We start from the raw sequence: 19,561 nt of genomic DNA on the forward strand, positions 1-19,561 counted from the left end.
ACAACCGTAGATGCAACACTGGGCGCATGGCGCGGCTGAGCGAACCCAGCCCATACGTGGAGTTCGACCGGAGTCAGTGGCGGAATCTCCGCATGTCGACCCCGCTCAAACTGACCGAGGACGAGCTGAAGAAGCTGCGCGGCATCGGCGAGAAGATCGACCTGCTCGAAGTCGAGGAGGTGTATCTGCCGCTGGCCCGGCTGATCCACCTACAGGTCGCCGCGCGCCAACGGTTGTTCGCGACCACCGCCGAGTTCCTGGGCGGTGACGGCAACGGCGAGTCGGCGCAGAACCCCGACCGGCCGGTGCCGTTCGTGATCGGCGTGGCGGGCAGCGTCGCGGTCGGCAAGTCCACGACCGCCCGTGTGCTGCAGGCACTTCTGGCGCGCTGGGAGCACCACCCGCGCGTCGACCTGGTGACCACGGACGGGTTCCTCTACCCGAACGCCGAGCTGGTTCGCCGGAACCTGATGGGCCGCAAAGGTTTCCCCGAGAGTTACGACCGCCGCGCGCTGATGCGGTTCGTCACGACGGTGAAATCAGGTGCGGAATACGCGTGTGCGCCGGTGTACTCGCATCTGCTCTACGACATCGTGCCCGGCGAGAAGCAGATCGTGCGGCATCCGGACATCCTGATCCTCGAGGGCCTCAACGTGCTGCAGACCGGGCCCACGTTGATGGTCTCTGACCTCTTCGACTTCTCGGTCTACGTCGACGCCCGCATCGACGACATCGAGCAGTGGTACATCGATCGCTTCCTCGGCTTGCGCACCACGGCGTTCGCCGACCCGGCCTCGCATTTTCACCACTACGCCACGCTCACCGACGAGCAGGCCGTGTTCGCCGCCCGCGACATCTGGCATTCGATCAACCGGCCCAACCTGATCGAGAACATCCTGCCGACGCGGCCGCGGGCGACGCTGGTCCTGCGCAAGGACGCCGACCACTCGATCAACCGGTTGCGCCTGCGCAAGCTGTAGCCGTCACCGGTTGATGCGGCGGATTCCCTGGTATTGCAGTTCGGCCATCACCAACGTGTAGACGCCGGTCGCCAGGGTCAGCACGACTCCGGTGCTCGTCAGCGGGAAGACGTCGGCCAAGACGAACACGACGGTGGCGACGGTGTACGCCACGTTTCCGACCGCGATCACGATGCCGGTGGCTTTCACCGACGGCATGGCGGCGAATGCGAACACACCGATCGCGAACGCGATGAAAACAGCGCCCACCGCGTACTCGAATGCGACCGACGTCCCTGAGATCTCGGCCAGCCACCCCGCCAGCAAGACACCGGCCAGGCCCATCAGCCCGCTGGCGATCGCGTCGGCCCGCAATGCGAAACGCAGGAACGAGTCGTTGGACTCGCGCAGTCTTGGCGTGGAGATAGCGGTCATCGTATTTCCTTTCTGGTGGGGTGAGGGGACCGTTCCGGAGCCGACGCCGCAACCTCTGACGACGGCGGCTCCGGACCAGTCATGTGGGGATCACGTCAGCCGACGGATCCCGAGGTACTGGGCCCACGCGAACGCGACGGTCGCGACGGTGAACGCCGCGATGCCCACGACGCCGAATTCGGTCAGCGGCAGCAGGCCGGCCACCAGCACCGCGCTCACGACGACCGCGAACGCGACGTTGCCGGCGAGCACGCCGACGCCGAGGCGCCGAACATCGGGCACCGCGGCGCCCAGGAACAGCGCGAGGCCGTAGGCGACGAGCGCTGCGCCGGCGATCCACTCGCTGGTGGCCGACAGACCGCTCACTCGGGAGAGCGGATCGGCGGCCATCACGATGATCAGCCCGAGGCCGCCGCACAGGGTCGCATCGGCGCGCAATGCGAAGCGCAGGAGGGAGTCGGTCCCGACATCGCCGTCGTCGTCGGCGGTGTCGCGGATCGGGCGGGTTGCTGTGGTCATGGCACCGACACTGCTCAGATCCCGCTGCCAGATCGACGCAGAACGCTGCCAGCTACTGCCAACCGCAGGTCACGGGTTCAGGCGTCGCTTCGCGCGGCGACCAGGTTGCCGCGCAGGTCGGCGGCGATCAGCCGCGCCGCCGCGTTCTGCCAGTTGTGCAGCGACCGTTGCGGCACCTCGGTGACGAACCACTGCCAGGCCAGGCGGGCGACGGGATCGAGCCCGGCGGCGGTGGCGTTCTGCGCATAGGCCCGCACCCCGACGACGTACGGGAAGTACAGCGAGTTGTAGTGGCGCCACTCCTCGGTGGTGCCGAACTCGCCACCGTCGCGCGGCTTGAGCCGGGCGATGCGCTCGGCCAGCAGCGCCTTGAGTTCGGTCGCGCGTTCCAGCGGCTGATCGGGTGCACCGCGCGCCGCCAACCGCTCGTCGATGATCGGCAATCGGGTCAGCGGGCTGGCGATCAGCTTCGAGAGATCGCCGTAGTGGCCCAGCGCGCGGCGGGTCAGCCGGGCGAACGCCTCCTCGTCGACGCCGTCGAGCGGGTTGTCCTTGCGCAGCGGCAGCGCCGCCTCGGTACTGCGCAGCGCGGCGCGGTCGGCGCGGAGGGTCGGCGACCGCGAGAACGCCAACCTGTCGAGCGCGCCGGCCAACGGGTCGGCCAGCACGTTGATCGCGATCGCGACCGCCAGGCTGGTGAACAGCAGTACGGTCAGCGCGGTGTCGTGGCCGGTCACGGCCAACCCGACCAGAGCCTGCCCGCCGAACAACACCGCCACCACCGTCGTCGCCGCGAAAGAGCGCAACATGTCGGCGCGCAGCGCCTGTCCCTCGTCGAACGCGTCGCCGATCGCGACCGCCACACCCAGCAGCGCCACGTCGAACCCCGTCGACGCCAACGCCAACCAGCTCGGCACCAAACCCAGCGGGATCACCAGGATCGCGTTGCCCAGCGCGAAGAACAGCGTCGCGATCACCACGAACCCGACGACCCGGCGCGGCTGCGACCGGCGAATCACCGCGTGCGCCAGAGCTCCCAACGACGACAGCGACACCGCCGCGAACATCACCCAGTGGCCGGTCCGCAGTGGACCGTCGACGCTTGAAGCCATCGCGGCGCCGACGAACGCCGCCGCGGCGACCGCCGCCACCAAACCGAGCTCACCCGCGCGGCTGCGCCAGGTGTCGCGCGGCCGGGACATCTCGAGGAGCACCGCGAACCATGCGATGCCGGGAACGGCGACGAGGTAGACCTCGATGCGGCCGAGCACGTCGGCGCCGCTGATCGTGCGCACGGCGTCCAGCGCCACCACCGCCGCGAAGCTCGTCAACCCGATCGCGGCCAGAACCAGCACAGGTTTTCGGGGGTCGCGGGCCAAAAGATAGAGCCCCAACCACCAGCTGAGCGCGAAGACCACCGCCGACAGCGCAGCCATGTTCTCAGTGTGGCATCACATTCCGTACCGGCGATGGCGGCCGGTGTAATCGCGCAGCGCGCGCAGGAAGTCGACCCGTCGGAACGCGGGCCAGTACGCCTCGGTGAACCACATCTCCGAATAGGCGCTCTGCCACAACAGGAAGCCCGACAGCCGCTGCTCCCCCGACGTCCGGATGACCAGGTCGGGATCGGGTTGGCCGGAGGTGTAGAGGTTCTCCGAGATCGCGTCGATGGTGACGGCCTCGATGAGCTGTTCACCGGTGCTGCCGTTGGCCAGCTCCTTGGACAGCAGTTGGCGCACCGCGTCGACGATCTCCTGGCGGCCGCCGTAACCCACGGCGAGGTTGACATGGAAAGTGTGGGTAGGAGCCTCCGACTGCGTCGACCCGACCGCATCGCGCAGCCGGCGCGCCGGCTCCTCACCGATCAGCTCCAGATCGCCGACCGTGCGCACACTCCAGTGGTTGGCCGGCGCGCAGATCTCCTCGACGACGTCGGTGATGATCTCGATCAGCGGGGACAGCTCGTCGGGGGCGCGCTGCAGATTCTCCGTCGACAGCAGATACACCGTCGCCATCTCGATGCCGATCTCCTGGCACCAGCGCAGCATCTCGGCGATCTTCTTGGCGCCCATCCGGTATCCCACGCTGACGTCGTCGTGGCCAAGGTCACGCGCCCACCGGCGGTTACCGTCACACAAAACGGCAATATGGCGTGGCAGTTGGGATTTGGCCCGCGCCAGCTCCTGGCGAAGCCGCAACTCGTACAGCCGGTAGGCCGGCTCTTTGAGGCGCGGGGGAATGAGCTCCACGAAGATCCAGACTACTGTGAGGTTCGATAACCCCCATGGCATTAGTGGAGGTGAGATGACGCGATCCATCGACGAGACCGATTCCGACAAGGCGCGCGACCCGCAGAGCAGCCCGGAGGACTTCCCGGAAGCCGTCGTCGACGGTGTCGCCAGCTTCATCAACAAACCGCGTGCCCGAGGCTGGATCCACGTCTACGCGGCGGTGATCGCCGCCATCTGCGGCGCCACGCTGGTGTCGGTCTCCTGGTCGGTGCAGTCCACGCGCGCGGGCATCGCGACCCTGATCTACACGCTCACCATCGTGGCGATGTTCAGCGTCAGCGGCGCCTACCACCGGGTCAACTGGAAGTCCCCGACCGCCCGCAAGTGGATGAAGCGACTCGACCACTCGATGATCTTCGTGTTCATCGCGGGCAGCTACACGCCGTTCGCCCTGTTGGCCCTGCCGGAGACCGACGGCATGGTGCTGTTCTGGATCGTCTGGGCCGGGGCGATCGCGGGCGTGCTGCTCAAGTGCTTCTGGCCGTCGGCGCCGCGGTGGGTGGGCGTGCCGCTCTACATCCTGCTGGGCTGGGTGGCGGCCTGGTTCGTCGGACCGATCACCCACGGCGCGGGGGTCGCCGCGCTGGTGTTGTTGATCGTCGGCGGCGCGCTCTACAGCATCGGCGGCGTGCTCTACGCGCTCAAGTGGCCCAACCCGTGGCCGACGGTGTTCGGCCACCACGAGTTCTTCCACGCGTGCACCGCGGTGGCGGCCATCTGCCACTACATCGCGATGTGGTTCGCCGTCTTCTAGGGCGTTCCCTAGAGCTGGGTGACGTTCTCCGGGGTCCAGTAGGCCTTCATCGAGGCGATCTTGCCCTCCTCGTTGAAGGTCATGACGCTGATGATCTCGATGCGCATCTTGTTCTCGCCGAGGTCGATGGTCAGCGACCAGAAGAACGCCACCTCGTTCCCGAGCGCGCGCAGCGTGACGACGTCGGCCTGGGCGCCCATCGTGGGCAGCGCGTCGTAGAACCCACGGATCGCCTTGCGGCCGATGTGCACCTCACCGCCGACCGGATCCTCGACAGTGGCGTCGTCGGCGTACAACTCGGCGATGTCGTCGGCCTTGCCGTGGGCGGCCAACTCGAGGTAGCGGGTGACGGTCTTGGCGTTGTCTTCCGGCGTCGGCATGCGCCGAACGCTACACGGACGCGCCCAGTGCGGCAGCGAGTTCCGGTGCGGTGGTGACCGGCAGGTCGCACGTTCGGCCGCGGCACACATAGGCGGCGTCGGCACCGTCGACGCGGTCGCGGTCGGTCAGCAGCTCGGACGAATTCACCGCACCACCGACGACGACAGCCCCGCCCGGCGCGAGCCGCCGCGCGGCCGACAACAGCTCCGACCGCGCCGGGTCGCACGCCACCGCGATCTGGATGGGCCCGCGCACCGCCGCCTCCGCGACCGCGAGCCAGTGACCTCCGGAACGCGGCAGCCGGGTCAGGATCGGTGTGGCCGCCGCCAGCGTGGCGTCGGCCGCCGCGGCGTAGCGGTCGGCCCGTTCGGCCGGTACCAGGTGCGCCGCGGTGAGCAGTGCCTCGGCGATCAGCGACGCTCCCGAGGGCGTCGCCCCGTCGAGCGGGTCGGCCGGGCGGACCATCAACGCCTCGGCGTCGTCGGCGGTGTCGAACCACCGGCCGGGGCGCTGCGGGTCGGCGAAGTGGTCGAGCGCGATGTCGAGCAGCGTCGTCGCCGCTTCCAGCCACTGCAGATCGCCGGTCATCTGGTGAACGGTCAGCAGACCGGTGGCCAGCGCGCCGTGGTCCTCGAGGATTCCGGTGCTGTCGCCCACCACCCCGCCGAGGCTGGCCCGACGGAGCCTGCCGTCCACCATGTGCAGGTCCCAGATCGCCTGCGCGCATCGCGTTGCGGCGTCGAGGAATTCGGGCCGGTCGAGTGCGACGGCGGCTTCTGCCAGCGCGGTGATGACCAGGCCATTCCACGCGGTGACGATCTTGTCGTCGCGGCCCGGTTGGGGCCGGGTGAGCCGAGAAGCCAGCAACGCCGCCCGCACCCTGGTGAACCGTTCCGGCTCGTCGGGGTCGCGCGGCAACTGCAGCACCGACGCGCCGCGCTCGAAGGTGCCCTCGTCGGTCACCTCGAAAAGCTCTGCCGCCCAACGTCCGTCGTTGCCGCCCAGGACCTCGCGCAGCTGCGCAGGGGTGAACACATAGGTCAGCCCCTCCACCCCGTCCGCGTCGGCGTCCAATGATGAGGTGAACATGCCGCCGGCGCCGAGCTCGTCGATCATGAACGTGGCGGTCTCGGCGGCGACCCTGTGCGCCAACGGATTTCCTGTCCGCCGCGCCCAGTGCGCGTACACCCGCAACAGCAGGGCGTTGTCGTACAGCATCTTCTCGAAGTGTGGGACCACCCAGGCCGCGTCGACGCTGTAGCGCGCGAAACCCCCGGCCAACTGGTCGTAGATGCCGCCGCGGGCCATCGCCGTGCAGGTGCGCTCGACGGTCTCTGACGGCATGACGTCGCCGGTGCGCTCATGGTTGCGCAACAGTCCCTCGAGCAACGCCGACGGCGGAAACTTCGGAGCGCCCGCCGGATTCGTGGCGAACCCGCCGCGGGCCACGTCCTCGTCCTGCAGCGCCGCGGCAACGGCGTGGTCGCACAGGGCCGGTTGCAGCGGCGGCCCCCCGCCGGGCAGCCCGGCCGCCATCGACCGCAGCTCCTCGGTGATCCGGTCGGACGCCTCCTCCACTTCACCGCGGCGGTTGCGCCAGGTGTCGGTCACCGCGGCCAGCAACTGGAGGAAGGTCGGCTTCGGGTAGTAGGTGCCGCAGAAGAACGGCCTGCCGTCCGGGGTGAGGAAGCAGGTCATCGGCCAGCCGCCCTGGCCCGTCAGCGCGACCGTCGCGTTCATGTACACCGCGTCGAGGTCGGGCCGCTCCTCGCGGTCGACCTTGATGCAGACGAACGCGTCATTCATCGCCGCGGCCACCTCGTCGTCGTCGAACGACTCGTGGGCCATGACGTGGCACCAATGGCAGGCCGCGTAGCCGATCGACAGCAGGATCGGTACGTCACGAGCGGCCGCCTCGGCCAGCGCCTCGGGCGTCCATTCGCGCCAGTGCACCGGATTCCCGGCGTGCTGGCGCAGATACGGGCTGGTTGCCCGCGCGAGGGTGTTAGCCCCCGGGCTCACGCTTCGTCCCGTCGGGCGGCGCCTCCGATTCACTCGGCGCCTGCGCCCCGTCGGACGGCTCGGCGATCTGCTCCGCCTCCGGCGCCTGCACGTCGAACGACTTCGGCACCTTGCGCAGCTGCCGGTTCATCGACCACACCAGCAGGAACGTCCCGATCAGGAGCAGCACGACGACCAGAAGGCCGATCGGGCTGGCCTTTCCGAAGTCGGGTCCGGTGTCCCGTGGCGGGTCCTGGGCCAGCATGCCTACGGCGAGCAGCAGGTTCATCGGTCCTCGATCCCGGCGAAGAGGTCGTCCTCGGGCAGCGACACCGGCACCCGGGAGCGGGCCAGCTCGAACTCCTCGGTGGGCCAGAGCCGTTGCTGCCACTCGATCGGGGCGCGGAAGAAGTCCCCGTTGGGGTCGATCTGGGTGGCATGCGCGCGCAACGCGTCGTCGCGCACGGCGAAGTACTTGGCGCACTCGATGCGGGTGGTCACCCGCTTGGCGAAGATGTCGTGATCGGGGTCCCAGTGCTTGAGCCACTTGTCGAAGGGCCCGACCTCGCCGTGTTTGGCGAACTCGTCCTGCAGCAGTTGCATGCGCTGCCGCAGGAAGCCGTGGGTGTAGTACAGCTTCTGGACGTTCCACGGCTCGCCGGCGTCGGGGAACAAGCGGTGGTCGCCGGCCGCCTCGTAGGCAGCCATCGACACCTGGTGGCACCGGATGTGGTCCGGGTGCGGATAGCCGCCGTTCTCGTCGTAAGTGGTCATCACGTGCGGCCGGAACTCGCGCACGACGCGGACCAGCGCCTCTGCCGGTTGCTCGAGCGGAACCACGCCGAGGCAACCTTCCGGCAGCGGTGGCGGCGGGTCGCCTTCGGGCAGGCCGGAGTCGACGAAGCCGAGCCAGTGGTGTTCGACACCGAGGATCTCGGCGGCCTTGGCCATCTCGTCGCGGCGGATCTCGGCCATCCGTCCGTGGACCTCGGGCAGGTCCATGGCGGGATTGAGGATGTCGCCGCGCTCGCCGCCGGTGAGCGTCACGACGAGCACGCGGACGCCCTCGTCCACGTACCGAGCCATCGTGGCGGCGCCCTTGCTGGACTCGTCGTCCGGGTGGGCGTGCACCGCCATCAACCGCAGTTCGCTCAACCTGCTCTGCCTTACCATCGCGCTGTCGTCTCCGGCCATATCAACCCGCGGAGACTTTTCAGTAGTCCCTATAGTTCCAGTTCTGTAGATCTATCCGACCGACGGGCATAGAAAACTAGATGATCGATCGCCCCGCCGCACGCTATGGGCGTCAGCGGCTGTCCCGTGGCCGCCGCCGCTGGATCGTCGTCGGCTTGACCCTGCTCGCCCTCGCCGTGGGTGTGGCGATCGCCGTCGTCGCGTTCGACCGGTTCGAAGGCGAGCCGGTCAAGGGTGAGCTGAGCGCCTACGAGCTGATCGACGACCAGACGGTGTCGGTGACGATCAGCGTCACGCGAGAAGACCCGTCCCAACCGGCCGTCTGCATCGTTCGGGCACGATCCATCGACGGCGCCGAGACCGGTCGGCGCGAGGTGCTCATCCCGCCGTCGACGCAACAAACCGTCCAAGTGACCGCGCCCGTCAAGGCCACCCGCCAGCCCGTGATCGGCGACATCTACGGCTGCGGAGCCGACGTGCCGCCCTATCTCGTGGCGCCTTGAGATCACGGTGATTCGTCGGCCCAGCAAACGGCGAACTGCGAATTTGTGAAAACCGGTTGACCCTTCGGTGCTACCATGGGCGAGTACACGGTTCCTGCTGGAGCCGTGTATTGCTGCATTTGGTGCTGTGATCGAACGCGCCGACGCGGCAATACACGTCAAGCCCCGGCGCCGTACCACCAGACTTCTTACGCGAGAAGAGCGCGAGAACACGCAATAGACAGGAGCGCGACGACATGACCGATACGCAGGTCACCTGGCTCACGCAGGAGGCATTCGACCGGTTGAAGGCGGAGCTCGACCAGCTGATCGCCAACCGGCCCGTCATCGCCGCTGAAATCAACGACCGTCGCGAAGAGGGCGACCTCCGCGAGAACGGCGGATACCACGCCGCCCGCGAGGAGCAGGGCCAACAGGAGGCCCGGATTCGTCAGCTGCAGGAACTGCTCAACAACGCCAAGGTCGGCGAGGCGCCCAAGCAATCCGGTGTCGCGCTGCCCGGCTCGGTGGTCAAGGTGCAGTACGGCGACGACGAGAGCGACACCGAGACCTTCCTGATCGCCACCCGCCAGGAGGGCATCAGCGACGGCAAGCTCGAGGTGTACTCGCCGAAGTCCCCGCTGGGCGAGGCGCTCATCGACGCGAAGGTCGGCGACGTGCGCACCTACACGGTGCCCAGCGGCAGCACGGTCAAGGTGAAGCTGCTCGAGGCCGAGCCCTACCACGCCTGACGAAGGCCTCCGGCTGAATTCGGGTCCGGGGGTGGGTGCGGTTTAGCATCCGCTCATGGCGCAGATCGCCGAGGACCTGTTCCTGCTGCTGCTCGACAACGCGTCCGCGCAGCCCGTTCTCGATCGTGTGCGACGTGAGCGGGTCCTGGCCGCGGCGGTGCTGCTCGATCTGGCCCTGGCCTGCCGGGTGCGGCCCTCGGTCGACGGCGAGCCGGTCGAACCGGGCCGCCTGATTGCGTTGTCGGTGCCGGGCCCGCCGGATCCGGTGACCCAGCCGGCGTTCGAGCTGTTGCAACGCCGCCCGCTGCGGCCGCGGACCGCGGTCAAGCGGCTGGCCAAGCACACCGAAGGGCAACTCGCCGGCCACCTGGAGCGCACCGGGCAGATCCGCCGTGTCCCGTTGCCGGACAAGCGGTTCGGGCACGACTTCGCCTGGCCGCTGACCAATCGAAACCGGGCGGGACAGGCCCGTTCGGCGCTGTTGTCGGCGCTGTTCGATCGCACCGCGCCGACGCCGTCCACGGCGGCGATCATCTCGCTGCTGCACGCGGTCGACGGTCTGGGCGCACTACTGAGCCTCAACGACCGCGGGTGGCGGTGGGTGCACGCGCGCGCCGGCGAAATCGCGCTCGGCAGTTGGGTCGACGAGTCCCCGACGGCGCTGCCCGAGATGAACCTCGCGGTCACGGCCTCGGCGCTGCGTCCGGCGCTGCGCAGCGGCTAACTCAACGCCTGTTCGAGGTCGGCGAGCAGATCAGCGACGTCCTCGATGCCGACCGACAACCGCACCAGATCGTCGGGGACCTCCAGTTGGGAACCGGCCGTCGAAGCATGGGTCATCGCGCCGGGGTGCTCGATCAGTGACTCGACACCACCCAGCGACTCGGCGAGGATGAAAACCTCTGTGCGCGAACAGAACTTGCGCGCGGCCTCCGCCCCCCCGCGCAGCCGCACGGAGATCATGCCGCCGAACCCGGTCATCTGCCTGGCCGCGACCTCGTGGCCGGGATGGCCGGGCAGGCCGGGATAGAGGACGGTCTCGATCGCGGGATGCCCGTCGAGGAACTCGGCGATGACGGCCGCGTTGTCGCTGTGCCGCTGCATCCGGACCACCAGGGTCTTCAGGCCGCGCAGCGTGAGGTAGGCGTCGAACGGTCCCGGCACCGCACCCGCGCCGTTCTGCAGGAATGCGAATGCGGCGTCGAGCTCCTCGTCGTTGGTGAGCAGGGCCCCACCCACCACGTCGGAGTGCCCGCCGATGTACTTGGTCGTGGAGTGCAACACGATGTCGGCGCCCAGCAGCAGCGGCTGCTGCAACGCGGGCGAGGCGAACGTGTTGTCCACCAACACTTTGACGTTCGAGTCCGCCCCGATCCGGGCGATCGCGCTGATGTCGGCGATCGAGAGCAGGGGGTTGGTGGGCGTCTCCACCAGGATCAGCCGGGTGTTCGGCGTGACCGCGGCGCGCACCGCGTCGAGATCGGCGAGCGAGACGGCCGTGTAGTCGATGCCCCAATTGGTGAAAACCTTGTCGATCAGCCGGAATGTCCCGCCGTACGCGTCATCGGGCATCACGACGTGATCGCCGGGCCGCAGGATCGCCCGCAGCGCGCAGTCGGTGGCGGCCATGCCCGACGAGAACGCCCGACCGTAGGCGGCCGACTCCACCGCGGCGAGGGAGGCCTCCAGCGCCCCCCGGGTGGGGTTGCCGGTCCTGGCGTACTCGTAGCCGCCGCGCAGCCCACCGACCCCGTCCTGCGCGAACGTCGAACTGGCGTAGATCGGGGCGTTGACGGCGCCGGTGGCCAGGTCGGGGCGGACGGCGTGGATGGCCGTCGTGGAAAGGCCGCGAGTGGACAGACCGTGCGTTTGCTTCTCAGACATCACCGCTCAGCCTAGCCACGACTGTGAGCCGCGCCGACCGGGTAGACATGTCCCATGAGCTCTGCGACCCGCCTCGAGGACATGCTCGAGCTGGATTCCCTGCTGTCACCCGAAGACATCGAACTGCGCCAGACCGTGCGCCGGTTCGGCGAGCAACGGTTGAGGCCGTTCATCGCCGAATGGTTCGAGACCGGTCAGGTCCCGGTGCGCGAACTGGCCGCCGATTTCGGCAAGCTCGGCCTGCTCGGCATGCACCTGACCGGTTACGGCTGCGGCGGGTCGACCGCGACGGCCTACGGCCTGGTGTGCCAGGAACTCGAGGCCGTCGACAGCGGGCTGCGCAGCCTGGTCTCGGTGCAGGGCTCGCTGGCGATGTTCGCGATCCACCGCTGGGGCAGCGACGAGCAGCGCAACCAGTGGCTGCCCGCGATGGCCGCCGGCGAGGCGATCGGATGCTTCGGGCTGACCGAACCCGACTTCGGGTCGAACCCGGGTGGCATGCGCACGAACGCCAAGCGCGACGGGTCCGACTGGATCCTCAACGGTTCGAAGATGTGGATCACCAACGGCTCGGTCGCCGACGTGGCGGTCGTGTGGGCCCAGACCGACGACGGAGTGGCCGGCTTCCTGGTGCCCGCCGGCACGCCCGGTTTCGAGGCCACCGACATGACGCACAAGCTGTCGCTGCGGGCCTCGGTGACCTCAGAGCTGCACCTCGACGATGTCCGGCTGCCCGACGACGCGAAACTGCCCGAGGCCCGCGGGTTGTCCGGGCCGCTCAGCTGCCTGTCGGAGGCCCGGTTCGGGATCGTGTTCGGCAGCGTCGGCGCGGCCAGGGACTGCCTGCAGGCCGCACTGGACTATGTCGGCAGCCGCGAGGTGTTCGACAAACCGCTGTCGGCCTATCAGCTGACCCAGGCCAAAATCGCCGACATGGCAGTCGAACTCGGGAAGGCTCAACTTCTCGCGCTTCACCTGGGCAGACTCAAGGACGAGGGGCGCATCAAGCCCGAACAGGTCAGCTTCGGCAAGCTCAACAACGTCCGCGAGGCCATCCAGATCGCCCGGCAGTGCCGAACCCTGTTGGGCGCCAACGGAATCACCCTGGAGTACCCGGTCATCCGGCACGCGAACAACCTGGAGTCGGTGCTGACCTACGAGGGCACCTCGGAGGTGCACCAGTTGGTCATCGGAGAGGCGCTGACCGGTGTCAGCGCCTTCCGATGAACCGTTCTACTGCTGCGGAACCTGCGGCGGCGGGCCCGGCGGCAGAGGTTGCGGGTTCAGTTCGGCGACCTGACCACCGCTGAGCTTGCGGTACGCGTAGACCTCGATCAGCGCGCTCAGCGGAAGCGCGACGAGCAGGCCCACACCGCAGAGCAACGCACCGACGAGCGTGACCGCGACGACCACGAGGAAGGTCAGCAGCACCTGACCGAAGTTGTTCTTCGCGATGTCGAAGCTGGTCTTGATGGCATCGATCGGCGACAGGTTTCGGTCCAGCAGGGCGATGACGGTGAACATCGTGAAGATGGCCACGATGAACCCAGGGATGAAGCACAGCGCGAAGCCGATCGAGGTCAACACTCCGACGATCACGCTCGCGATGATGACGGCACCGACGTTGCGCGGCTTGAAGAACGACCCGATGGTCACCCGTTCGCCGTTGGCGACGCTCAATATGCCGTTGTAGTAGGCGGATTGAATGATTCCGCCGACCACCAGGGCCACGATCCAGCCGAGGATGGTGATCGCGATACCCGCCGGTCCGGAGACGTTGTACGAGAAGCTGAATCCGTCGCCGTCGGACGAGTAACTCGTCGACTCCGGGTCGACCACGGCCGACAGAGTGCCGAAAATGGCCTGCAACACGACGATGATCAGGCCGTAGACCAGCGTCGGGACGATCAGCGCCGCGGCGTTGGAGGTGAACTTGCCCCACGCCCACGAGAACGCGTCGCCGACGCTGTACTGCTGTGCCCCTGGGAATCCCGGCCCACCCGGCGGCGGGTAGCCACCGGGAGGCGGGTAACCGCCAGGCGCGGGCGGCGGATAACCGCCCGGTGGCGGGTAACCGCCCTGCTGCGGAGGTGGCGGGTAACCGCCCGGAGGCGGTGGCGGCGGCTAGCCCCCCGGCGGAGGCGGAGGTGGATAACCACCGGGCGGAGGTGGCGGGTTGTTTCCCGGCGGAGGGGGCGGTTGATCAGTCATGTGACCTTTCCCGGTTGACTACAACGGTAAGCAGACGGTGCTGATGAGTTTATCCGCAATGGTCTGCCGTTTGGCGTCCCACAGCGGGAACAGATATCCGATGTAACAGATCGCGGCGTCGATGATGTGTGCCAGTTGACGAACCACCGACATACCGAAACCGATTGGCTGGCCGGTCTTTTCGCCCACAACCTTGAACTTCAGCATGGACTTGCCGATGCTCGACCCGGTGGTGCCCTGGCGGTAGCCGTAATTCCAGATCACGTACGCCAGAACGAGTATCGACGTGATCGTGACCGCGAGCTGGCCGACCGTGGACGCACCCGTCGCACAGAACTCGCCGAGTTCGTACTCGGAAATGTCGGTGATGCAAGCGGTTTCCTGGGTTCCGAGCAGCAACGCGTAACCGATACCCCACAGGATGAAAATCGGGATCGAGTCGACCAGCCAGGCCAGCACGCGGGTGAACCACGACGTGTAAGCCTCTTTCGGCAGCGCTTGAACCGGTTGTGCCGGAGGTGGATAACCCGTCGCCGTCGGCGGGGTGCCGTCACCTTCTGGCGGTGGCGGATAACCACCAGGCGGTGGGGGCGGATAGTCTCCGGGGGGTTGCGGCTGATCGGTCATCGGACGACTCCAGTCTGCTTCTTAGCTGGGATCAAGCGTGCTTACATTACCGGAGATGCGCCCCTGTGCAGGGATTTCTGCGCGGAATGCAGACGTCCGAAGCGAGTGCTAGCGAACCCGGCGCTTACTGCCTTCCGACAGGAAACCGAGCAGGTCGTGACGGGTCAGCACGCCGACCGGCTTGCCTTCCTCGACAACCATCACGGCGTCGCACTCGCGAAGTTCTTTCGCCGCGGCACTGACGGTTTCGCCCGCCCCGATCAGCGGTAGCGGCGGGCTCATGTGGTCGGCCACCGCGTCGGCGAGCTTGGCGCGACCTTCGAACACGGCCGAAAGCAGTTCGCGCTCGGACACGCTGCCCGCGACCTCTCCCGCCATCACCGGCGGTTCGGCACCGACTACGGGCATCTGCGAGACGCCGTATTCGCGAAGGATTCCGATCGCGTCGCGCACCGTTTCCGACGGGTGCGTATGCACCAGGTCGGGCAACGCCCCCGACTTTCCGCGCAGCACGTCGCCGACCGTCGACTCCTCCACCGAACCGTCGAGCCGGCTGCGCAGGAACCCGTAAGAGGACATCCAGTCGTCGTCGAAAATCTTTGACAGATAACCTCTTCCGCCGTCGGGCAGAAGAACGACGACGAGCGCGTCGGGCCCGGCTTGCTCGGCCACCTTGATGGCCGCGACCACGGCCATGCCGCAGGACCCGCCGACGAGCAACGCCTCCTCGCGGGCCAGCCGACGCGTCATCTCGAAGGAATCGGCGTCCGAGACCGCGATGATCTCGTCGGGTACCGCGGGGTCGTAGGCCTTGGGCCAGAAGTCCTCGCCGACGCCCTCGACGAGGTACGGCCTGCCGGAGCCGCCCGAGTACACCGATCCCTCCGGATCGGCGCCGATGATGCGGACCTTGCCTCCGGAGACTTCCTTCAGGTAGCGACCGGCGCCGGTGATGGTGCCGCCGGTGCCCACACCCGCGACGAAATGGGTGACCTTGCCGTCGGTGTCGGCCCAGATCTCGGGGCCGGTCGTCTCGTAGTGCGACTCCGGGCCCATCGGATTGGAGTACTGATCGGGCTTCCACGCCCCGTCGATCTCGCCCACCAGCCGGTCGGACACGCTGTAGTAGCTGTCGGGATGGTCGGGCGGCACCGCCGTTGGGCAGACGACCACGTCGGCGCCGTAGGCGCGCAGCACGTTCCGCTTGTCCTCGCTGACCTTGTCGGGGCAGACGAATATGCACTTGTATCCGCGCTGCTGGGCGACGAGAGCCAACCCGACGCCGGTGTTCCCCGACGTCGGTTCGACGATCGTGCCGCCGGGCCGCAGCTCACCGCTGGCCTCCGCGGCGTCGATCATCTTGATCGCGATGCGGTCCTTGGAGCTGCCGCCCGGGTTGAGGTACTCGATCTTCGCCGCGACCGTGCCCGCTCCCTGGGGGACAACGGAGTTCAGCTGTACCAGGGGGGTGTTGCCGATGAGCTCACTGACGTGCCGGGCGATCCGCATGACTCCATCGTGTCAGGCGGCTTTCCCCGTCACCAGCTGGGTTACCAGGTGGCCTCTCGGATGTAGTCGCCGATCTGACGCAGTGAGCGTTTGGCCTCGGGCACGATCGGCGCCGCGATCTGGAAGACGTGCATCTGCCCTGGCCAGACGCGGACCTCGACCGGTACGCCGGCGGCGGCCAGCCGCCGCGCGGCCTTGCGGGCGTCACTGACCAGCACCTCGGACCCCGAGACGTGGATCAGCGTCCGGGGCAACCCGGGCTCGATGTGGTCGAGCGGCTCGTAGACCTCTTCGGCCGGGCCGTCCTTGCTGCTCCGCTTCGCGGCCTCTTCGATCAGGTCGACCAGCGCGTAGAACGCCCGCGGCGGGAACATCGCGTCGGTGCGGATGTTCGGGTGGTTCGCGCGGGCCTCGTTGTCGATCTCGAACAGTGGGGACATCGTCACCATCGCGGCGGGCACCTCGCCCTCGAGGCCTTCGCGCTGCAGGCGTTCGGCCAGCGCAAGCGCCAGGTAGCCGCCCGCCGAGTCGCCGGCCAGCACGACCTGCTCGGGCTCGTAACCCTGCATTCGCAGCCATTGGTAGGCGTCGTAGCAGTCGTCGATGGCCATGCCGACGGAGTGCTTCGGGATCATCCGATAGTTGACCACCAGCACCGGGCAGTCGGCGTAACCCGACAGCGCCTGGACCAGTCGGCCGTGCGAGTTGACGCCGCAGGTCAGGAAGGCCCCGCCGTGCATGTAGAGGATGACGCCGCGTTTGCCGTCCACGGGCAGCACGCCGGGCGCCCGGACAAGTTGCGCGGTGCAGTTCGGCAAAGAAATCGTGGCGCGCACGGTGCCGGGTGCGGGCCGCGCAATACGCGAGACGAAATCGACCAGGCCCCAGGGCCACGGCAGTCGCGGCGCGTAGCTGCCGATAGCTAGCGTGGGCCTCACAGTTAGCAGAGCCGCGAGGGATGCCAGGCGGCCACCGAGGCTTGGACCGTCTTCGACAACCTCTACCGGCGCGCCGTCGCTGACCGGGAATTTGCGCGGTTTACGCGCGTGAACAGGCGATACTCCTGGCCGGCGAACATGGCCGACCTTGCTTGGTGCGGTCATGACAACCACCCCCTCCGACGTTTCAAGCCGCCGTAGTGCTGAGTACGCCTAATTTTCTGGACGTGACTCGCGTCTTAGCTTGACACCATACGTTCATTTCAACAATCAGCGAGTCATATTCGATACCGGAGTTGATACCGCAATGTGACCCCCTAAGGCTTCTCGCCACGCGGGTAGCCCGAGAAAACCCACTTAAACTTGCCTGCGTGGGCACACCGCGACGGACGACCACCATCGCGTTTGCGGCCGCGGCCACCATCGGGTCCGCTTACGTCGGTGCGCGCAACCTGCTGATCGGGCAGGCCGATCAGGCGCGACGCGTCATCCCGCAGGCGTGGGACATCCCGCCGCGGGCCGACGGCGTGTACTCCCCCGGCGGCGGTTCCGTCGAGCGGTGGCATCGTGACGTGCCGTTCGACCTGCATCTGATGGTGTTCGGCGACTCCACCGCCACCGGTTACGGCGCCACCACCGCCGAAGAGGTGCCCGGGGTCCTGCTTGCACGGGGACTGGCCGAGGTCTCCGGGAAGCGGATCCGGCTGAGCACCAAGGCGATCGTCGGGGCGACGTCGAAGGGACTGGCCGGCCAAATCGACGCGATGTTCGTGGCGGGGCCACCGCCCGATGCGGCCGCGATCATGATCGGCGCCAACGACATCACCCGGCCGAACGGCATCCGACCGTCGGCGCACCGGTTGGGAAAGGCAGTGCGGCGGTTACGCGCCGCGGGCGCCGTCGTGGTGGTCGGGACGTGCCCCGACTTCGGCGTCATCACCGCGATACCGCAACCGCTGCGCGCGATCGCCCGCAGCCGCGGCCTGCGGCTGGCCCGCGCCCAGACGGCCGCCGTGCGGGCCGAGGGCGGCGTTCCCGTGCCCCTGGCCGATCTGCTGGCGCCGCACTTCCGGTCCACCCCCGACGTGCTGTTCTCGCCGGACATGTTCCATCCGTCTGGCGCGGGATATGCGCTCGCCGCGCAGCAACTGCTGCCCGCGCTCTGTAATGCGTTGAGCGACTGGCTCGGTGGTGTGGCGCCGGAGTTGCCGTGGCGGACGCGCTCGGGCGAGGGCTTCGCGCTGCTGGCCCGGGTCGGCGGGCTGAGCAGGCTGTGGCGGCGCTCGACTGGGGTCCCCGCACCCATCGTGGCGTCCGCGAGCTAGGTTCTCCTCATAGCCACCGATGCGAGGAGACACCATGCCTGAAGCCGTCATTGTCGCGACCGCGCGGTCGCCGATCGGCCGCGCCGCGAAAGGTTCACTTGTCGACATCCGGCCCGACGACCTGGCCGCGCAGATGGTGCGCGCGGTGCTGGACAAGGTGCCCGCGCTGGATCCGCGCGAGATCGACGACCTGATCATGGGCTGCGGGCAGCCCGCGGGCGAGGCCGGGTTCAACATCGGCAGGGCGGTCGCCGTCCAGCTCGGTTACGACTTCCTGCCCGGGACGACGGTGAACCGCTACTGCTCGTCGTCGCTGCAGACCACCCGGATGGCGTTCCACGCGATCAAGGCCGGCGAGGGACATGCGTTCATTTCGGCTGGCGTGGAGACGGTTTCGCGTTTCCCGAAGGGTACGGCGGACGGTTGGCCGGACAGCAAGAACCCGTTGTTCGCCGACGCCATGGCCCGCTCGGACCAGGCGGCCGCGGGCGCCGAGGAGTGGCACGACCCGCGTGAGGACGGCGTGCTGCCCGACGTGTACATCGCGATGGGCCAGACCGCGGAGAACGTCGCGCTGCACACCGGCATCAGCCGCGAGGATCAGGACCACTGGGGTGTCCGGTCGCAGAACCGCGCCGAGGAGGCCATCAAGAACGGCTTCTTCGAGCGCGAGATCGTCCCGGTGACGCTGCCCGACGGCACCGTGGTGTCCAAGGACGACGGTCCGCGCGCGGGCACCACCTACGAGAAGATCAGCCAACTCAAGCCGGTGTTCCGGCCGAACGGCACCATCACCGCGGGCAACGCGTGCCCGTTGAACGACGGCGCCGCGGCGGTGGTGATCATGTCCGACACCAAGGCTCGCGAGCTGGGCCTCACGCCGCTGGCGCGTGTGGTCTCGACGGGCGTGAGCGGGTTGTCGCCGGAGATCATGGGACTGGGCCCGATCGAAGCGACGAAGAAGGCGCTCGCCAACGCCGGGATGTCGATCGGCGATATCGACCTCTACGAGATCAACGAGGCGTTCGCCGTCCAGGTGCTCGGCTCGGCGCGCGAACTCGGGATGGACGAGGACAAGCTCAACGTCTCGGGCGGCGCGATCGCGCTGGGCCATCCGTTCGGCATGACCGGCGCGCGGATCACCGCCACGCTGCTCAACAACCTGACGACCTACGACAAGACGTTCGGCCTGGAGACGATGTGCGTCGGCGGCGGCCAGGGCATGGCGATGGTGCTCGAGCGGCTCTCCTAGCTCTTCGCGTTGACTCTGCGCTCACGGCGCTTATCCGTGCGAAAATC

21 protein-coding genes and 1 pseudogene are annotated in these 19,561 nt (G+C 68.0%); 8 read left to right on the forward strand and 14 right to left on the reverse strand.

The annotated features are described in order from the left end of the window. The first annotated feature begins 26 nt into the window (after positions 1–26). Positions 27–980 carry a type I pantothenate kinase gene (gene coaA, locus A5752_RS20010; protein WP_067089131.1) on the forward strand — a complete coding sequence of 318 codons (954 nt, stop codon included), beginning with the start codon at positions 27–29 and terminating at the stop codon, positions 978–980. Between the two features lie 3 nt (positions 981–983). On the opposite strand, the gene A5752_RS20015 is transcribed toward coaA, so the two are convergent. From A5752_RS20015 to A5752_RS20030, 4 genes are all read right to left on the reverse strand, one after another. Continuing rightward, positions 984–1,394: a hypothetical protein gene (locus A5752_RS20015; protein ID WP_082963984.1), complete on the reverse strand. Its 411-nt coding sequence runs from the start codon at positions 1,392–1,394 to the stop codon at positions 984–986. Positions 1,395–1,484: 90 nt separating this feature from the next. After that, the gene (locus A5752_RS20020; protein WP_067089134.1) at positions 1,485–1,913 is read right to left on the reverse strand and encodes a hypothetical protein; all 429 of its coding nucleotides are present in this window, start codon (positions 1,911–1,913) and stop codon (positions 1,485–1,487) included. 77 nt (positions 1,914–1,990) lie between these two features. Continuing rightward, positions 1,991–3,349, reverse strand: a complete 1,359-nt coding sequence (locus tag A5752_RS20025; protein ID WP_067089137.1) for a hypothetical protein — start codon at positions 3,347–3,349, stop codon at positions 1,991–1,993. A gap of 15 nt (positions 3,350–3,364) precedes the next feature. Continuing rightward, positions 3,365–4,162 (reverse strand): (2Z,6E)-farnesyl diphosphate synthase, encoded by a 798-nt coding sequence (locus tag A5752_RS20030; RefSeq protein WP_067089140.1) that lies wholly within the window; start codon positions 4,160–4,162, stop codon positions 3,365–3,367. Positions 4,163–4,217: 55 nt separating this feature from the next. On the opposite strand from A5752_RS20030, the gene trhA reads away from it, so the two are divergent. Beyond that, positions 4,218–4,958: a PAQR family membrane homeostasis protein TrhA gene (gene trhA, locus A5752_RS20035; RefSeq protein ID WP_067089142.1), complete on the forward strand. Its 741-nt coding sequence runs from the start codon at positions 4,218–4,220 to the stop codon at positions 4,956–4,958. Positions 4,959–4,966: 8 nt separating this feature from the next. Here the strand turns inward: trhA and A5752_RS20040 are convergent, their stop codons facing one another. From A5752_RS20040 to mca, 4 genes are read right to left on the reverse strand one after another with little or no spacing between them, the layout of a single operon-like run. Continuing rightward, positions 4,967–5,338 (reverse strand): nuclear transport factor 2 family protein, encoded by a 372-nt coding sequence (locus A5752_RS20040; protein WP_067089145.1) that lies wholly within the window; start codon positions 5,336–5,338, stop codon positions 4,967–4,969. 10 nt (positions 5,339–5,348) lie between these two features. Continuing rightward, entirely contained in the window at positions 5,349–7,361 is a 2,013-nt protein-coding gene (locus A5752_RS20045) for a thioredoxin domain-containing protein (RefSeq protein ID WP_067089147.1), read from the reverse strand. Next, positions 7,345–7,629 (reverse strand): hypothetical protein, encoded by a 285-nt coding sequence (locus tag A5752_RS20050; RefSeq protein WP_067089150.1) that lies wholly within the window; start codon positions 7,627–7,629, stop codon positions 7,345–7,347. Before A5752_RS20050 ends, A5752_RS20045 begins: the two co-directional genes overlap by 17 nt. Beyond that, complete coding sequence (gene mca / locus A5752_RS20055; protein ID WP_067089569.1) at positions 7,626–8,495, reverse strand: mycothiol conjugate amidase Mca; 870 nt, start codon at positions 8,493–8,495, stop codon at positions 7,626–7,628. The genes A5752_RS20050 and mca overlap by 4 nt, the downstream gene beginning before the upstream one ends. A gap of 119 nt (positions 8,496–8,614) precedes the next feature. Here mca and A5752_RS20060 point away from each other — a divergent pair, with 119 nt between their 5' ends. The 3 genes from A5752_RS20060 (at position 8,615) to A5752_RS20070 (ending at position 10,492) form a co-directional block, all read left to right on the forward strand. Beyond that, the gene (locus A5752_RS20060) at positions 8,615–9,037 is read left to right on the forward strand and encodes a DUF4307 domain-containing protein (RefSeq protein WP_067089153.1); all 423 of its coding nucleotides are present in this window, start codon (positions 8,615–8,617) and stop codon (positions 9,035–9,037) included. A 236-nt stretch (positions 9,038–9,273) separates the two neighbouring features. Continuing rightward, the gene (gene greA / locus A5752_RS20065; protein WP_067089155.1) at positions 9,274–9,768 is read left to right on the forward strand and encodes a transcription elongation factor GreA; all 495 of its coding nucleotides are present in this window, start codon (positions 9,274–9,276) and stop codon (positions 9,766–9,768) included. Positions 9,769–9,823: 55 nt separating this feature from the next. Then, positions 9,824–10,492 carry a GOLPH3/VPS74 family protein gene (locus tag A5752_RS20070; RefSeq protein ID WP_067089158.1) on the forward strand — a complete coding sequence of 223 codons (669 nt, stop codon included), beginning with the start codon at positions 9,824–9,826 and terminating at the stop codon, positions 10,490–10,492. Here the strand turns inward: A5752_RS20070 and A5752_RS20075 are convergent. After that, positions 10,489–11,652 (reverse strand): cystathionine gamma-synthase, encoded by a 1,164-nt coding sequence (locus A5752_RS20075; protein ID WP_067089159.1) that lies wholly within the window; start codon positions 11,650–11,652, stop codon positions 10,489–10,491. The two genes, A5752_RS20070 and A5752_RS20075, sit on opposite strands and share 4 nt — an antisense overlap. Before the next feature lie 54 nt (positions 11,653–11,706). Between A5752_RS20075 and A5752_RS20080 the strand changes: the two genes are divergently transcribed. Next, on the forward strand, positions 11,707–12,879 hold the full coding sequence (locus A5752_RS20080) for an acyl-CoA dehydrogenase family protein (protein WP_156614021.1): 1,173 nt from the start codon (positions 11,707–11,709) through the stop codon (positions 12,877–12,879). Positions 12,880–12,885: 6 nt separating this feature from the next. Here the strand turns inward: A5752_RS20080 and A5752_RS20085 are convergent, their stop codons facing one another. From A5752_RS20085 to A5752_RS20100, 5 genes and pseudogenes are all read right to left on the reverse strand, one after another. Next, positions 12,886–13,521, reverse strand: coding sequence for a DUF2189 domain-containing protein (locus A5752_RS20085; RefSeq protein ID WP_231983463.1), 636 nt, complete (start codon positions 13,519–13,521; stop codon positions 12,886–12,888). 123 nt (positions 13,522–13,644) lie between these two features. Next, positions 13,645–13,863, reverse strand: a pseudogene (locus A5752_RS28345) (hypothetical protein); the annotation flags it as partial. An 18-nt stretch (positions 13,864–13,881) separates the two neighbouring features. Next, positions 13,882–14,490, reverse strand: a complete 609-nt coding sequence (locus tag A5752_RS20090; protein WP_067089166.1) for an RDD family protein — start codon at positions 14,488–14,490, stop codon at positions 13,882–13,884. A 108-nt stretch (positions 14,491–14,598) separates the two neighbouring features. Continuing rightward, the gene (locus A5752_RS20095) at positions 14,599–15,999 is read right to left on the reverse strand and encodes a cystathionine beta-synthase (protein WP_067089169.1); all 1,401 of its coding nucleotides are present in this window, start codon (positions 15,997–15,999) and stop codon (positions 14,599–14,601) included. 41 nt (positions 16,000–16,040) lie between these two features. Beyond that, the gene (locus A5752_RS20100) at positions 16,041–17,102 is read right to left on the reverse strand and encodes an alpha/beta hydrolase fold domain-containing protein (RefSeq protein ID WP_067089172.1); all 1,062 of its coding nucleotides are present in this window, start codon (positions 17,100–17,102) and stop codon (positions 16,041–16,043) included. Between the two features lie 206 nt (positions 17,103–17,308). Between A5752_RS20100 and A5752_RS20105 the strand changes: the two genes are divergently transcribed. Both A5752_RS20105 and A5752_RS20110 read left to right on the forward strand, forming a co-directional pair. Continuing rightward, positions 17,309–18,262: an SGNH/GDSL hydrolase family protein gene (locus A5752_RS20105; protein WP_067089175.1), complete on the forward strand. Its 954-nt coding sequence runs from the start codon at positions 17,309–17,311 to the stop codon at positions 18,260–18,262. 34 nt (positions 18,263–18,296) lie between these two features. Further along, positions 18,297–19,514 carry an acetyl-CoA C-acetyltransferase gene (locus A5752_RS20110; protein ID WP_067089178.1) on the forward strand — a complete coding sequence of 406 codons (1,218 nt, stop codon included), beginning with the start codon at positions 18,297–18,299 and terminating at the stop codon, positions 19,512–19,514. Positions 19,515–19,561: the final 47 nt, after the last annotated feature.

It is taken from the genome of Mycobacterium sp. 852002-51961_SCH5331710 (assembly GCF_001665535.1).
Classification (GTDB): Bacteria; Actinomycetota; Actinomycetes; order Mycobacteriales; family Mycobacteriaceae; genus Mycobacterium.

What these genes read in the sequence shown, in the direction of transcription:
- A5752_RS20080 (WP_156614021.1), top strand. Translation starts at nt 11,707, where the DNA reads ATGAGCTCTGCGACCCGCCTCGAGGACATGCTCGAGCTGGATTCCCTG.
- greA (WP_067089155.1), top strand. Translation starts at nt 9,274, where the DNA reads ATGACCGATACGCAGGTCACCTGGCTCACGCAGGAGGCATTCGACCGG.
- A5752_RS20090 (WP_067089166.1), bottom strand. Translation starts at nt 14,490, where the DNA reads ATGACCGATCAGCCGCAACCCCCCGGAGACTATCCGCCCCCACCGCCT.
- A5752_RS20060 (WP_067089153.1), top strand. Translation starts at nt 8,615, where the DNA reads ATGATCGATCGCCCCGCCGCACGCTATGGGCGTCAGCGGCTGTCCCGT.
- A5752_RS20025 (WP_067089137.1), bottom strand. Translation starts at nt 3,349, where the DNA reads ATGGCTGCGCTGTCGGCGGTGGTCTTCGCGCTCAGCTGGTGGTTGGGG.
- A5752_RS20070 (WP_067089158.1), top strand. Translation starts at nt 9,824, where the DNA reads ATGGCGCAGATCGCCGAGGACCTGTTCCTGCTGCTGCTCGACAACGCG.
- coaA (WP_067089131.1), top strand. Translation starts at nt 27, where the DNA reads ATGGCGCGGCTGAGCGAACCCAGCCCATACGTGGAGTTCGACCGGAGT.
- A5752_RS20015 (WP_082963984.1), bottom strand. Translation starts at nt 1,394, where the DNA reads ATGACCGCTATCTCCACGCCAAGACTGCGCGAGTCCAACGACTCGTTC.
- A5752_RS20095 (WP_067089169.1), bottom strand. Translation starts at nt 15,999, where the DNA reads ATGCGGATCGCCCGGCACGTCAGTGAGCTCATCGGCAACACCCCCCTG.
- A5752_RS20050 (WP_067089150.1), bottom strand. Translation starts at nt 7,629, where the DNA reads ATGAACCTGCTGCTCGCCGTAGGCATGCTGGCCCAGGACCCGCCACGG.
- A5752_RS20110 (WP_067089178.1), top strand. Translation starts at nt 18,297, where the DNA reads ATGCCTGAAGCCGTCATTGTCGCGACCGCGCGGTCGCCGATCGGCCGC.
- trhA (WP_067089142.1), top strand. Translation starts at nt 4,218, where the DNA reads ATGACGCGATCCATCGACGAGACCGATTCCGACAAGGCGCGCGACCCG.
- A5752_RS20100 (WP_067089172.1), bottom strand. Translation starts at nt 17,102, where the DNA reads ATGACCGCACCAAGCAAGGTCGGCCATGTTCGCCGGCCAGGAGTATCG.
- A5752_RS20040 (WP_067089145.1), bottom strand. Translation starts at nt 5,338, where the DNA reads ATGCCGACGCCGGAAGACAACGCCAAGACCGTCACCCGCTACCTCGAG.
- A5752_RS20075 (WP_067089159.1), bottom strand. Translation starts at nt 11,652, where the DNA reads ATGTCTGAGAAGCAAACGCACGGTCTGTCCACTCGCGGCCTTTCCACG.
- A5752_RS20020 (WP_067089134.1), bottom strand. Translation starts at nt 1,913, where the DNA reads ATGACCACAGCAACCCGCCCGATCCGCGACACCGCCGACGACGACGGC.